Source organism: Candidatus Omnitrophota bacterium (genome assembly GCA_028715965.1).
Lineage (GTDB): Bacteria > Omnitrophota > Gorgyraeia > Tantalellales > Tantalellaceae > JAQUQS01.
In genome coordinates this window covers 25,945-42,582 of sequence record JAQUQS010000010.1, presented here as the reverse complement: position 1 = coordinate 42,582, position 16,638 = coordinate 25,945, and the positions used below count along the sequence as shown (strand labels likewise).

Here is a 16,638-nt window from a genome sequence, read left to right as displayed (position 1 = left end):
CATGACGGAATATACGGCGCCACCTGTATATGCCCAAAGGACGGTACAAGGTGTTTTGGCCCAGCTCGACAATACCAGGGTCATACCCGAACAACATCGGGAAGGGGTAAGGGCCATCATGGTCGATAAGGCGAGGTATGAGTGGCCGGCGGCAATAACCGATTCTGTCGTGCCCACCGACAGGACAAGCGGCGTGGGGAGTGACGGCCAATCCATGATGCTTTTCTTCCGTTTCTCTGAAGGTCTTTCCGACAAGGATATGCGCGCTTTCGCGAGCGATATAGCGAGATCGGTCTACGATATGGGCCTGGTCGAGGTGTTCCCGCCGGACTGGGGCGAGGTGAACGCCGCCATAACACGTCAATCAGTAATGAACCGCAATATGGAGGCGGCGCAGAGGCAGGGACAGCAGATGCTGCGGAGAAGGGACGCTGAAAAGGCGCGTAATGATGAAATGCTGAGGGTCATGCGGCATGAGGCCGCGTATTCCTATATGCAGCAGTCCCAGGCCGCGCGGACCATGGCCGGGTTCAGCACCCAGAGACTTAACGCGCGTGCTTCCGCCGGGATGTCACGTCCCGTATATAACGGCGGGGACTACTATTCTTATTCATCCCAGCTCGACAGCGCGGCTTCGGCATTCTCGTCGCGTATGGCCGCAATTAACGCCGCCGAACGCCAGGAAACGGCAAGGATAAGCGCGAACCAAAAAACGATCGCGCGTGAACATGACCAGTGGAGAGCGCGCGTGGCCGCTGAGTATGACAGGAAGATAAGGTCGCTCCCGGGAAAGGGAGGCTCTTACGACAAGGCCGACAGCTATACCCGCGTAGCCGCCAGCCTGATAATAGAGAACGCCGAACTGGCTCAGGGCCTGGTCATAAGCAAAATGGTCATGGAGGCTATTTATCCGGGAAAAAGCATCAGTGAAGTATACGCGGAACACCCGGCCGAGGAAGTGAAAAGGAATTTTAACGCCGGGGTATCCCGGCTTCTTTTGATAGCGTCAAAGTTGCCCGCAGGCGAGAATGTGTTGTCCGACGCCGCATCGTATCTCGCGCAGAGGAAGATCCCCGTACGTGGAGGGTGGATAAAATATTCGGCCGATTGGAACAGTGTCATAGAGGAAGCGGTCGAGGACCAGGCGAATAACAGGATATACGTGCGATATACCGAAGCGCATAATGTGGTGCCGAACCGGGGGCATATATTCGTAAAGATGAACGTGCCCGGGATGCCCACGGTACGCGAGATCGTGCCGGTGAAGATACCAGGCATGGATAAGCCGTGTCTCACCGTAAAATATTTTGACACGTTCGATCGTTTAAGGCGTCCGACCAGGGAAATGAAGACAGTGCTTATTGACGGTGTGGAATATGCTCTCAGTGTGACCAATAACATAAAATATCACGATGATTCCCATGAGATCGCCAGCAGTGACGTGGTATATTACACGGATAAGGTGGACGCGGAAGGAAGGCACCGGGGGTCATGGGAAGAGCTGGGTACTGAGACCCTTAAAAAACTGCAGACAGTGAGGTCCAAAACGCTCCAGTCCGATATGAAGAGCATCAGGGTGTTCTTGGACGCGGATATAAAGGCACCGGCCCCGGTAAAGGCGCCCGGAGCCGGGACCATAAGATACATCGGGGAAAAACTGGGTATACCTTATTCTTCTCTCAGGGAAGCTCCCATAGTGGAGGAGGTTTTTAAGTTGGGGATACCTTTCGCCATATTAGCCGTATTGAACAGGATGCTCCCGGGTATGCCGATGCTGAACGTGGCAATATTCGCGGCGGCACTTGTAGTGTTCGGCACGTTGTTCCTGGCAGGTCATATGCTGGGCATGAGGGCCCCGCCGGAAGCGCGAGGCAGGAACATCCTCGTTAAAGCCATGTCGATATACAGGTCTCTCACTCCAACCGAAAGAATACGCATATTCTCCGTTCCATTAAGGATATTCATAAAAGGCGCTATCATAGCGGCGATATCCGTGACGCTTTCACTTTCAGTCCCGGCCGTGATAGGTGCCGCGGGGCAGGGTATACTGTCAGCGGCTTTGCCGGTATTGGCGCATCCGGTAACCGCCATAGGTGCCGGTATTGCCGTGCATTTCGCGGAAAACCTGCGTGTAAGCAGGTGGTACCGAGAAGTGGGCATGGAGGAGGAAACGGACCAGCGTCTTTTATCCGTTTTAGATGAGGTGATAGAAGCGGCTCGTCAGAACAGCCTTATTTCCGCTGAGATGCCAGATAAACCCGGGGTACAGGTAAGGCCGCTGGGGGTATCGGCCGCGCTGGTCGACGGCCAGGGCAACATAGTGGAACTGGCTTCACAGAGCATGCCTTCGGAGTTCTATGAGGCGACAGGTAAAAAGTACGACCATGCCGAGATAAATACCCTTCGCGCGGCGGAAAAGAGCGGACATACCGATTGGGCCGATTATACTCTGGTGGTTTCCCTCGAGCCGTGTGACGAATGCGCGAAGGCCATTATGGCGAGAGGGATCAAAAAGGTCGTGGTGGCTACGGCTGACCCGACATCTTTTATCCGGACAGAAGGTGTTCGCGCGCTTCTTTCCGCCGGGATAGAGGTCACGATCGCCGATGAAGGAAGACAGCGGGACGCGCTTGAGCATATCGTACAGGGCCTTACTAGGAACGATCCGTCCTATCTTACGGGTGACCCGGTGGCGGAAACGATAGCCGCGGTATCGCGTCCTATCATGGTAAGGGAACAGGGACGTACACCCGCGGCATTAAAGGCGGAAGCGCTTACCTATCTGGGCCGGGAGAATAACAGCGAAATTACGCATTACAGCAGGCACCATCAGTATGAGTTTGAGAGGGTGGTAAGGGAACTGCTCGCCGGAACGGCGCTCTCGGGCGAACGCGGCGTACTGCAGGTATGCGTTATAAACGCCGATGTTTTCGATCCGTCGCTGGGGCTGGATAAATACTCCAACATCCGTATGCCCGGTAACAGCATAAGGTGGGCGTTACAGGGGGCCGCTCCTAACAGGCCCCTAAAGGTGGTCATAGCGGGCGCGCCGCGAAATCGGATCCTGGTCATCAACGATATCAAGAACAGCGGTCTCGCGTTGGACGATGTATATGTGTTAGAGGGGTTGGGAAAAGGCGAGAAAGTGGAACTTGTCCCGGCCGCCGAGGCGCGTAACGCGTTCTTCAGCAAGGAAGAAGGCCCGCGCGACATAATGCTGATGGGGCCCGAGGAGATAATGGGTGACCTGCCGGAGGATATCAGGGAACATACGCTCCGGGAGGTCAAATATGCCGTGAGGATAGCGGAAGAGATGGGACTTTCCGCGAACGACATAGAACTCATAAAAAGGGCCGTATGGGCGCATGATGTCGCGTCGGCCGGGAAGTTCGAGTATCCGACCGAGCTCGCGGCCATAAACGAAGGGTTCCACCGGATCGACCGAGAGGACAGGGCGGAACCGGTAAGCCAATACCTGGAAAAATGGATAAGGGATATATCCCCTAAATACGGGGTCCCGGCGCCCGCCGTGGAAGAAGCCATAAGAAAGGCCCAGGCCGGGGACTATTATCCCATATGGGAGCTTTATATAACTTACGCGGTGCTTGGGAAGACATCGCTTACGGATAATGAAAAAGCCGTCGCGAGGAACACGTTCAGCCATGGTACTGGATCCGTGGAAAAGCTCAGGGACGCCGGCGTTTCAATGCCCGAGGAACTCGAGTTCGTGGTGAAATACCACCACGACTACGGGGCACTCGACAGGACCCTTGGCAATATGACGCTTAAAGGCGTAATGACACGGGAAAAGGCCGATCACATACGAATGCTTACATCGTTACTTATAGTGTCCGATTCTTTCGAACAGGGAAATAATTACTTGCGGCTTGTGGAGATGAAAGGCAAGCCTAGAGTGGAGAATTTTGGCGAGACCGTCGGCGGATGGATACGGCACAGGTTCAATGTCATGGAGAGGATAGGGGAAAGAAGCGCTTTGCAGGCGCTTGAGCGTCTCCTTGCCAGTAAGGACCATAAGTTGCTTTCCGTGGTACGGGAAGCCAGACGTTCCGATGAGCTCATGCCCGAAGATATCGCGTTCATGGAAGGGTTGAGGCCGGACGCGGCCAAGCCTATCACCGCCGTGGACAGGGAAGAGATATTCGCCATGTATAAAGGCGATTATGTGCGCAACCACGCGCATAGGGTGGCGAGGATAGCGGAACTTTTGATGTCCGAAATGGGCATAGTAACGAAAGATCCCGGCCTGGCCACGGAAGTGTTGGCGGCCGTTGTGGGACATGACTTCGGAGGGGCGGGTACTCCGCTGGGTCCGACCAGAGTAAACCAGCTTACGGAAAGCCTGCTTGCCAAGGGCGTGGAACTGCCTGTGGGTACGTCACGGGACGAAACCTGGTACGCGAGGACAAGAGATAGTTTGTTCACGGCTCCCGAGGGTACGTTCACGCCTCTTGAGATGGAATTCGCCCTGGACATATTCCAGGGGCCGAATTCACTATATGAACTGAGGAGCCGGAATGTGGAGGTATCGCGTCCGGTAGAAGTGGCGATACTCTTCCACCACCACATAGGTGAGCTGGAAATGTACCTGGAGGAAAAGGACTGGCCGGAAGCCGAGAAGGAAAGAATACGGATGATCACCTCGATCCTGGTGGCGTCCGACACCATAGAGAACGGGATGAACCTCTTTAAAAAGATATTCTTCAGAGATACCTATGTCACGGAGACCCCGGAAGAGACCATGGAATGGCTTGACCCGGCGAAAAGCGGGATAATCAAAACGGAAGTGGTGGAGGCATACAGTTCACTCGTGTCAAAGGACCCGGAAGAGTTCGCGAAGGCGCGTGAGGACGCTTCCATTGTCAGCGTGACGGAACTCGGCAACCTCGCGGACGTTGGTAAGAAGGAAAAATATGACCGCGTGAAAGGACTTGTCAGGACAGCCTACTATCCGGCTTCCGGCATGGACCAGGACAGGACTACGGTCCTTAAGGCCATCCAGGAGAACCCGGAACTGGATACGGTCGTGCTCGCGGACCTTTACGCGTTCAGTGCCCTGGCTTCCGCCGAGGAGGCCATTAAGGCGGCGGATGAGGGCCGGTTCCGAAGTCTGCCGCCGGGACAGAAGGTCCCGATATCCTCATCGGAGGAGAGGATAGAGATAGAGTTTACGCCCAACGTAGCGCCGGATCGCAGGATAAGGGTCGTTCTTTACAAGGTGGACGCGACCGGGTTCATTCCCGACGAGATAAGCAGGTCCGAAGGCGCGGGTCTGTACATAATAAAACTGCCCGGCACGAGCGGCCTTATGAGCACAGGGATAGATCTTTATGGAAGCGTTCTTTCAGGTATGAGGATAGGGGACAGGGTGTCGGTCGCGGAGGCGAGACAGCCCGTTGAGTATATATCCCCGGCATCCGTGGGACTTACGCATATAAGTGGGCCCAGATGGCAGAGGAAGAGCGATCATCTCCAGGATGAGAGGTTCAAGAAACCCGCGGTCTTCATGAAGACCAGAGAACCGGGCAGGGAAAAGATAGACGCGGCCCTGATAAGGGACCAGCGCAGGGGAGCCGCCGAAACAGCGCCGTCGATCTTCGAGATGAAAGAGGACATAAAACCCGCGCTTGATGAAAAAATGGCGGCTACCCACCAGGTCGCGCGGCGGCATTTCGCTGAACTGACCAGGAAAATGATGCTCGAGGGTAGACGCCCCGTTATCGTGTCGGATCTTGACGGTACGATCACTTTGTCAAACCGGCCGATACCCGTAGGGAATATCATGTCAATAATATCGGCGCTTAAGGCCGGTGTGCCGGTATTCATCATAAGCGGTATAAGTAAGCGCCGCATCGATAAGCAGCTTTTAGGTCCGCTCATGGAGTTCATCGCCCCGGGAGAAGAGATCCTGTTCAACAACCTGTTCGTAGGGTCGGATAACGGGACGCAGATGTACAAATATGAGCCGGAGTCGCGGCGTTTTGAGTGTTTTTACGCCAATGACATGAGGGACGATCTTGGCGCCGGTGTATACGAGACCCTTGCTTCCGACATATTGCCGTCTTTCATCAGAACGGTCGGAGTGCATGAGGTGGCCATGAAGGCGGTCCGGGCCATAAAATGGGCGGCCCTGAGGGGTTGGCTCTACAGGCATTTCATGTGGAGATTCGATGGTGTAAGAGGCATGCTTTTCGGTGTGATGGGCAAGGAGCTTACCGATGCGGAATGGGACAGGTTCGTTCCCGGATCCATAGACCCGCGTGGTGTGGATGGAAAGACCACGCAACTTACATGGATGGTCCTGGGCAGGGAAGCGACCACGGAAGAGAAACTGAAATTCCAGAAGCGCGGGGGAGAAGAGATAAGGCGGCGTTACGAACGTGAGTTCGAGAAGGCGTTGCAAAAAGCCGGCATGTACATAGACGCCAAGGTATCGGGCCTCAGCTCCATAGATATATCCCTTCTGGACAAAGGGCGCGGGATACAGAAATTCTCGGAACTCATGGGGATAGACGCGGACAATATGATATTTTTCGGGGACGCTTTCCATCCGGAAGACAATGATGAGTCCGCGATAGGCGCTGTAGATAATGTTGTTAACGTAGGCTCCCGCGTAGACATCAAGCGGTCCCTGTATTATGCCCTGAACGCGGGGGAAAGGCAGCGGCAGTTCATCCAGCTCCCGAACTCCGGGCCTGAAGGTTTCGGGATGTTGGTTGATGACCTATCATCCGCTTATATGGAACTCTCCAGAAATATGCTGCGCCATATGCGCGGAGTATTCCCGGGTGTGCATAGTATGCTTGAACGGGAAAAGAAGGGGGACTTTGACGGGGCGGAAGCCATCGCGAAAAAAGAGGTGAAATACCTTGGGTCGATATTGTCCAGAGAAGAGATCAATGATATACCCGGATTCGTATCGATGATAACGGACCAGCGAAGAACGGGACGCGCTTTCATGGTGGATGATAATGTCCTGGCCCGGGTCCTGCGGATCATGCAGATAGTATATTACAGCAGGAATCCTGTGACGACCGATCTTAACCTTGTGCGTTACGCGTGGGGTGGCCCGGCCAATCGCATAATGTTGGGCCTGAAGGCGCCGGCCCCAGGGCAGAACGACGTGGCCGAGGTATGGAACAACTCCACGGTCATGAAAGGCGGCAGGGAGGACAACCCGTCGCTCATACCCGGAACGCAGATCACGGTAGGGGATGTGGAATTAAGCCCCATGAGTCTGAGGGAGCTTGTAAGAAGGGGAGATGATGTCCTGGGGAACGCGCATTATGAGAAGCCGTTCTTTGTGAAGTTCCTCTGCACAAGGTTCGCGGATAAGGTCCATATGGGGTTCAATGACAGGATAAAGGATGTGGGCAGGGAACGGTTCGTGCAGTGGCTGGTCGAGGAAAGGAAGAACGCGGGGGATATACAGTGGTCCCTAAGGACTAACATTACCGCCGAGGAGTTCAATGAATATCTTGCCGTGTATGAGGAATGGGTCCTGGTCGAAGCCGACGCGAAATGGACGCTGCCTTCTTCCCATCCGGAAGTGGCCCCGATAATATTGAAGATGGAGAGATTCTTCAGGGTGGGGACCAATTTGTCGGGCCTCATGGAGAGGACGGCCCGGAACCGGGCTGATATAGTCAGCGTGATGAACGAAATTGAGCTCAAAGAAGGTCATGTAGTACTTTCTCCCGCGGGATATCCGCATGCTATATTCGGGCTTTCCCACCAGACGCATCCTACCAGTGTAATAACGCATGAGGATGGGACCAAGGAATACCCGAAGAACGAGGCCTGGATAGTCGTGAAAGTTTACGGCGAGAACGGGAAAGAATACCTGGTCAGCGTCGAACCGCAGCAGATGTCGAACGATACGTACAGTTTCGCCGATTTCTACACACCTATTGTATGGGACGAAGCGACCGGACGCCCCAAGATGAGGAAGAATGTTACATCCGACGACATAAGAAGCTATGTCGAGAACGGGCTTTATACCGACCGCAGCACGACACCGCAGGATTTTATGCGTGAACCCAGGGACATAACCCCGGGTTCCGGGGCCCGCAAGGCAAAGATAGAGTCCCTTATAGAGGAAAGGTCACCGGTGTGGCCCACACAGTATTTCATAGTGCACAGGATGTCGTTCGACGGCCAGATAGACAGCCTGGCTTCATTGGACATCCCAGCTACTCCGCGGAAATTCCATGAACTCCTGGTAACAAAGGGCGAGATCGTGCTTAAGCGCAAGAGCAGGCCCGACATAACTCTAAGTGCCGGAGAAACGGTGTTCATGCCCGCCGGATCGGGAGAGTACAGGCTTGTATCGTCCTATGACGCCGAAGTGCTCAGGTTCTTCCCTGCGGAGGGATCGTATGGTGACATTGAAGGGGCCGTACGGGAAGAGGCGGGAGAGGAGGACGAGAGGGAGGAATACGCGCGCGGGCTACGGGCAGAAAAAGAAAAGTGGGCCGATCAGGTCAGGAAGTTATACATACTGACGCAGGCAGGTGTGGCTTTCCCCGCCGACGCGGCAGAACGCGAGCTTATGCTCAAGGCCGGTACATACGGATATATAACACAGTTAGAGGATGTTACGGCATTAGGGGAGTTCGCCAGGTTCAAGATCGCGTCGCTACATGACAACGAGCTCAGGCAGGTGACGTTCTCCGACGCGGAATATAACGCTATGTGGATGCAGAACGGCCTGAGGGCGGACCGGGGTAACGGGTCCTACGCGGTAATGATGTTCAAGATGGGTATATCCGAGAAGCTCAGGGCCGATATCATCGCGTATCTTGAGAGCAAAGGGTTCGATGTCGCCCGTGTAGGCGGACAGGGTGCCGTGGATATGACCACCATGCTGAAGCGTTGGGGAGAAGGAAGCGGGATAGGACATTCGGTCAAGGATATTGCCAGGGACGGGGTGGATACACGGGAAGCGGAAGCCGCGTTGAAGACCAATGACGGAAAAAGATTCATGGAATGGTTTAGTGGCCTCAGCGAGGACCAGAGAAAGCTGGATTCTGTCAGAATGCTCGAGTATTCGATGAACTGTCTTAGCCGCGGCATCGAGATGGTCATATTGCGGTCGCGGATATCCCGCCGGCAGCTTGTCAAGGAGTTCGGGCAGGAAGACGTCATTCCCGACAGGGAACTTATCAGCGCGCCGTTCCAGGATATCTTCAAAAAGATAGTGGTAGGGGACACACACGCTTTCAAGGCGGGGGAGATGACCTTGAGGGGACGGTTCATAAGGCCCGCGCTTTCCGATGCCGGAGAGATGTCGGAACTTTACGACATGGGGAAGAAATATGTCAAAGAGGAGGAGATAGGGCTTATAGCCAACGGGGTACATTGTCCCAAGGCGGGAGAAGAACTTGGCAAAGAGATCAATGACTACCTCCAGTTGCCGCAAAAAGCCTTGAGCGTGGCCGCTTCAGGCAGGCATCGGCCGACCGCCACCATATCGGGACTTAGGGGAGCATTCGGGCGAGGACAAGCGTTCGGCACGTACGCCGTCCGTACGGCCCCGTTCGTAGAGGAAGGCCTGTTCTTTTTCCTGCCTGCCCTCATTGGATATGTGCTGGATAATTGTTTCGCTACAGGCGGCCTGGCCACGTTGATGTCGATAATATCCGCGAGGATGGTCTTCCTCGCCCTGCATGGAAAAGAGGGTATGGCGCAAAGGGTGCCGGTACAGGTGGCGCTTTTCGGCGCGATGCTTTCACTGCCCGTGGCCGCGGTATTGCCTGTGGGGATGTTGCCTGTTACGGCGATAGCGACCATTCTCATGGCGACGGCTATATCGGCAGGATACCATGCCGTAAGCAATAAAGCCGCTCTTGTGTCCGGCGAAGCGCCAGCTGTCATAGAAGAGCCTTCTCCACGGGAAGAAGGTCCAGGTGCCCTGCCTGATGATGAGTTGACGCGGAAGGTCCTCGGCGGCCTGGTCAAGGTCATACCGGTGTTCAAGCCCGCTATTGACGGGACGCTCACCCTGGATAAATACATGAGTTTCAACGAGGACATGGCTGTAGCCGATGTCAGGGAAGGACTGCACGCGCTCGTCGACCGGGGACTCTTGAGCGTATCGACCGGTGCCGAGGGAGAGGAAACATATAAACTTACCTCCGCTGGAACGGCGATGGTGCCCCTGGTCTGGAGCGCCAACATATCCGACTGGCTTGAAAGGGTAAAAGAAACTACAGGGAACGAGCGGGCGCGGGTCTTGGATGAGATAAGAGAGCCGTCGATGCTCAAACTTTACCCCGGAGCGGATTCCATGGATAAGGAGCGAATGGGGGTCCTTAACGACCACCGGAGGGAAGTGCTCGACACGATATTCTCATGCCTTACCGAGGAGATAGGGGCGTATGACCCGGACGCACAGTACAGCATGTACAGGATAGACCCGCTTCTCAACGTGATAACGCAAATGCTGAACATGGCCGGCAGGCTGGGCGAAGAGGACCTGTCCATGGACATAGTTGAACGCATTATAGGACTTCCTTATTCTAGGCACGCTGATCTACAGGCACGCATGCAGCAGTTCAACATGTCGATAATATCGTCATATCCGGAAAAGGCGCGTACCCTTGTTTTTAACCTGTTGGCCGGGTTCCTGGAGAACGGTAACCAGGTAGTGGAGACCAACAACCCGCTTTTCAGCCTGGTAGTGTTCCTGCATAATTCCGGGAGCGAGAACTTTTATTATTTCCTGAGAAGGGTATGCGGGTTCTACTTTGTCGATAATTCCGGCCAGGTCAATATAGGCCCGGACCATGACCTCAGGAGAAGGACCAGGAACGGGGATTACGGGATAGATATCAACGGTGTTATCAGGGATTCCATACATAATAACCTGGGGGTATATGTGCTTGGCCTCCTGGAGCGTATGCTGGAGTATTACCAGACGGGTAACCGTGACGTGCTTGGTGACCCGAATTTTCAGGTGGACGCTTTCCGGGATGATGTGGTCCCGAGTATGGACGCGGTATTCCCGCAGGATACTCTTGATAGAAGGAAAGACCATGACATAAAGTCGGATATGTGGCATAAGGCTGTGGAAAGGGTGTTCTATTATCTTGACGGCGACTTCGGCCGCGAGCTTGGGGTTACCGGTCGCAACAAGTTCGACAAATTGAGGAAAATATCGGACGAAGACCTCCAAAAGATATACGACAGGGTGAACAATGATCTTCGCGGAGATCCCAATTTTGTACATGAACTTCAGGTGGAAGAACACAGCTGGGGACTTTCGGGGTATTTTTACGCTTACAGGGAGCTTTCCAGGAGATATAAGAGGATAAACACAAAAAAGGCGCTTACCCGCGAGTTCGGGATAGTGGCCGACCAGTACAGTTCCGTAAGGGACGTTATGCGTGATGTCGGGGTGGAAGACGTTTTCGGGTTCGGGCAGAGCGCTCTTTCCAGGGAGCTTGCCGCCGGGGATCCGATGATGGCCCTTGGAAAAGTGCTGGCTCTTAAAAAGGCCATCAAGAACAGGATATTCGATCCGGCCCTTCCATACGACCTTGACGAGCTGTTCGACAGGTACAACCATGACTGGGGCCGTGACGATATAGGTAACGCGTATGGAGGGGCATGGGTGCTTGACGACAGGCTGGGCCTTTATATGGCGGATAACGTGCTTACGATGCTTACGGCGAAGTACATAGAGGAGCTATCGGCACGGTATGTTTTCGTGAATGACGTTAATGTGAAGGACGTGCTCAGGTATATAAGCGTATTATCCGAGATAAGCAACGTGGAAGGATTGATGCCAAGGTCGTTCAAGGACCATATAGACACGCTTTTGAACGAGAGGGACATCGACTCAGGTGTGGTCCGGGACCTCCTGTTCTTCATGGAATCGCAGTGCGTTAAGATACAGAATCATGTCGCGCATAACATGAAGGATTACGTCGAACATATGCTTGACGCTGAAGGTATTTTCGGGGCCGAACAAAGGAACCGTGAGATCAACAGGCGGCTGGCGTCGCTCTTGAGAAGGGACAAGGTGTACAACGCGTTATCGCGCACATTGCCGCGGATAAGAAGGTATTTCGAGGGAAAAGAAGGCGCTGTGACGCTTTCATGGGAGCAGAAAAGTCCTGAAGAGGATTTTGTCCGGTTCGGTCCGGACCTGGGGGCCCAGGAACTCGAAGGGGCTTTGGGACAGGGCAGGTACAGGTTGTCGGCCAAGGGAATTGAGCTTATAAGAATGGCCTCTGAAGGAGTACAGGTGCCCGAGGGGGTCATAATACCGGCTACTATGGACATGGAGCGGACCATGGTATCCGCTCGTCAGGGTGTAAAGGCGCTGGGTAAGAGCATTCAGCGAGGGGATGAGCCCGAAGCCCCGGAACTGGGGTCCACGTCGAACCCGCTTGTCGTGTCCGTAAGGTCGGGCGCTTATTTCGTTATGCCCGGGCAACTCCCATCCATACCCAATGTCGGGCTTTGTCGCGCGACGATGGAAGGGTTCATCAACAAAATGTCGAGTAAGCACGGGTTGACGCGGAGCGACGCGGAATGGACAGCATGGGATTCGTATGCCAGGTTCCTGAAGAGTTATGGTGTCGATATCCTTGGCATAAAAGAAGAGTACTTCGAGCGGGCGCGCCTCGGCGTGATGAACGCATATGGCGTTATGCTGGACAGGGACCTCCCTGTGGGGGACAAAAAGGCGATAGCCGAGCAATATGAGAATATCATCAGGGCGGAAAAGGGTGATGACGCGGTGCCTGAGACGGCGGAAGAACAATTCGAAAGATGCGTGACAGCCGTAAAGGGTTCCTGGGACAGATCCGGTAAATACAGGGAGAACATCGGGATACGGGGGGATTGGCCCGGCACGGCCATTATCATACAGCGTATGGTGTTCGGGAACATCAAGAGTAATTCCGGTGCCGGGGTCGTGGTCTCCAGGATGATCAATGTAAGGCAGACCGGTATAGACGGGGACTTCCTGTACTGTGGCCAGGGTGAGGATATAGCGCAACACAGGGCCGAGGACCTTGAGAAAATGCAGGATGTGCCGGACGGCATACCGTGGAAACGGGACCTGGTGGAATACGCGAAACGCATAGACGCGGCCCTGGGTACGATAGCGGAGATAGAATTCACGGTGGAGAACGGTAAGTTGTATGTCCTGCAGGTCAGGAACGCTTACGCGGAGGAGCCTGTAAAAGATTATCTTTTCATGGCCAGGGACGAGTTCCTCATGGTCAAACCCTCTGAGTTGATACCGGCCGGAGGAGGGGCCTACAGGGGCGTTGTGTTGAACGTGCATGGCCGCACCCCGGATCCCGAAGAGATCGACAGGTTATACCGGGATGCCAGGGGAAGAGGGTGCGACGGTATCATAGCTGTAAGCGACGACCTTGAACCTAATGAGATGGCCAAACTCGTGATCAAGGACGAGGACGGGCGCTTGAAGATAGGTGGCATCATCACCAGGAGGGGAAGTAAATTCTCGCACGCGGCGGATATAGCCAGGTATCACGGTATGTCGGCACTGGTCAACGTGAAAAGCGTGGATTTTGACGAGGAGTCGCCGGAAAAAGGTATTTTCAGGATAAATAACGAGTATGTGCGTGACGGTAACATATTATCGATATCCGGGACAAAAGGGTACATCATGCACGGGCTTGTCCCGGTCAGCGCGGGAGAGTTCTTCAGGACCAACGGCCGGCTGGATATGACGTTCGGCCAGTTCTCCATGCTCCTCAAGACGAGGGGACAGGTGCTCAGCGCGATAAACGAGCTGGTGGACGATGATATACAGGCAAGACCCGATATCTCGCCCATGGCGTGCCTGCGGCTCATCGTGGAAAGCCATCGCGAAATGCTTGAGGCAAGGGCTCCCGGCGTGCTGGAGGCGATCAATGATGTGCTGGATGAAAGGGCCGGGATAGAAAGCCTGCGGTACATAGTTGTCGCCGAGATGAACAAAAAGAAAGAAGAGCATCTTACCGCTGAAGTGACCGAAGAGATGATGAACATAGTGGCCGACACCATTTCCCGCGCCGAGGTCCTTAACAAACTTAATATAGAGCCGGAGAACGTATTGTCGGTAGAGCTCATGGAGCGCGATATAGACGGCCAGGGCGGCAGGGTATGGTTCAATCTAAAGGTAAAGACCAGGACGGAAGAGGTCCCGCTGGTGGTCGTGCTGTACAGGGATGGGTATGATCTTGACCCGAGCCTTATGATGAGCGGTAAGGCCATGGCCTCGCGGCTTGTCCGGTATTACAGGGATGGTGTGATAGAACAGTACCGTTCGCGTCTTGAGTCCGCCGGGCTGGATGTCGATATGGTGGAAGAGTCGCATCGGGACGCCGGTGGGGACAAGGAAGGGGCGGTGCAGGTCCTGACTGAAAGGATGAAAGGGGTCCCGTACGCGCCGTTGGCTTCGGTCGTCGCCGCGATCGGCGCGGAGAACATGGAATCCTTCTATAAACGATGTGACGCGATGGGTGACCCGTTCTCCCTGGCGAGGACGTTCTTCCGCGTTCTTGAGGGTGGGAGGTACGACGCGATAAAGATACGCCTGAGCGAAGATCACCCGTCCGTACATGACAAGATATCGGATGTGCTGGTGGGCGGCGAAATGAACGGGAGGGAGGTCGGTCCCGAGGAGATCAGGGAGATCCGTAAAGAAGTGATAAAGACGCTGCTCAACACATACGACAACCGGATCGAGATCTACAAGGCGCTGGCGAAAGTGTTCAACCTGCCCAGATACCACAAGAGCATGTCGTACGCCGACATGAAAGCGAACATAGGCATGATCAGGGGAACGGATATCACATACGCGCGAAGGACCCTGCTAAGCAGCCTCCTGGGATTGACGGGAGAGTATATAGTTCCCGAGGATATACAGATCGCGTTCGAGAAAGCCGGGCTTATCAAGCGGTTCCCCATGGATATAACCCTAAGTGATATAGCTATTGTCACCGGCGCTGACGGAAAGGATGAGATCAAGATACTCAGATGGGGGGCGTTCTTCCAGAGATGCACGGAAAAGGACCTGATAACGTACCTCAAGGACGATCTCGGGTTCAGGTATTCCGATATCTTCGACGCTGTCGAAGAGCTTTACAGCCGACAGGACGCCATGTCGTTCTTCAGGGAAGCTTACTCCAGGGAGAACCGGGGCACCACTTTATCCGCGGCAGTAATGCATAGGATGGAAGCGCTCAAGGATGTGCCGAACGTCATTATAGGCATACCGTCCGACGTATACGCGCTGTTCGAGGAACATGATATGGTGGGCTCGATCGAGATGAGGACGCAGGCGCGTATCGTAAGCATAAGACGTAACGGCAGGGACGGGATGATAAAACAGCTTATGTCGTACGTGGATGGTGGTAGGAGCGTCGCCGGCCTGATAGACGATACGGTCCTGGAGGTCGATAGGAACGACATGACGCGGAGCGCGACGCAGGTAACGGAGATCATCGGGGATTTCCGCGAGAAGGTAGGGAAAGACCTGATGGCGTCGATAGATATTCCCGTTCCCGGGATCGATGATAGCGTGATCGAGGTCCTTGGCAGGCAGGACATCACCCCGCGGGATATAATAGATTCCGGTATTGAGGAAAAGATCAAGGGCGTGGAGGACATACATGGTCTGGCTGGTGTCGTGGTCAAGGCCCTTCCCCGGGGCAGGTCATATGATATAAGTGATAAGAGCCTGCGCCAGATAAGGCTTGCCCAGGCCAGGCTGGAAAAGATATATGGGGAATATACGGGGAATGAAGCTGATCTCAGGATGGATTATCCGCGGCATTTCACTAATGATATGACCGAGCATTATGTGGTACACTTCTCCAGCGGGATTGGCCCGATAGTGGTCCCGCCGGGCCTTGAGATCGAGAGGAGACGCCTTGTCCAGCGCGTCACGAAAGAAACGGATAACAACCACGATAAGTTCTTTGTCGTGGCCCCCAAAGGCAGCGATGTCGAGGACTTCAAGTCGGAGATAATGGAAATGTGGATGCTTGACGGCGTTGTGGACAGGAAAGATGTCGTGATCCTGGAAGAAAGGAGCGGCGGGTATAAGACCAGCGATCTATACGCCATGCTCCAGGCTAACGCGGTCCCGGATGTGCAGGTATCCCCGGAAAATACAGGATTCCGTTGTCTGGGTGGATATCTCGACTATGACATCATAGCCAAGGGATTGGGGCTGCTGCAGGTGGACATATCGCCGAAGGCGTTCAGTACACTCAACCAGTACGAGGTACTGGTGAACCTTATACTGGCGTACGAGACCGGGGACGTTACGGAATACCTGACGACCCTGCCTGAGCTGGAACAGCGCGAGTATAAGCATTACATCTATGTCAGGGACGCTAAGCCGGTGGACCTTGAGCAGGAGATCAGGCGTTACTACGAATTGTACAGGCGCGAAGTGCTGATAAAAGCGTAATAGAGCGCCGCGGAGGTAAAAATTGGTGGGAAAAAGTCGGCTTTTTTGTTATAATATAAAATAGCCAGATTTAAGTGTATTGACATTTTATGTGTGATGATATATACTGATGCTGGAGTGTAAATTTTCAAAAAGCAAGGTATTTTAACGATCTAACATATATATATAGTAAAATT

The 16,638-nt window shown here is 54.2% G+C and carries 1 protein-coding gene (only partly in view); it reads left to right on the top strand.

Annotated elements, in window-relative coordinates:
* A protein-coding gene (locus PHH49_05890; protein ID MDD5488473.1) for a deaminase crosses the window boundary here: on the top strand, positions 1-16,462 show its 3' portion. It extends 10,514 nt beyond the left edge of the window; 16,462 of the gene's 26,976 nt are visible here — the last part of the coding sequence; its start codon lies off the left edge, out of view; its stop codon occupies positions 16,460-16,462.
* Positions 16,463-16,638 lie beyond the last annotated feature (176 nt).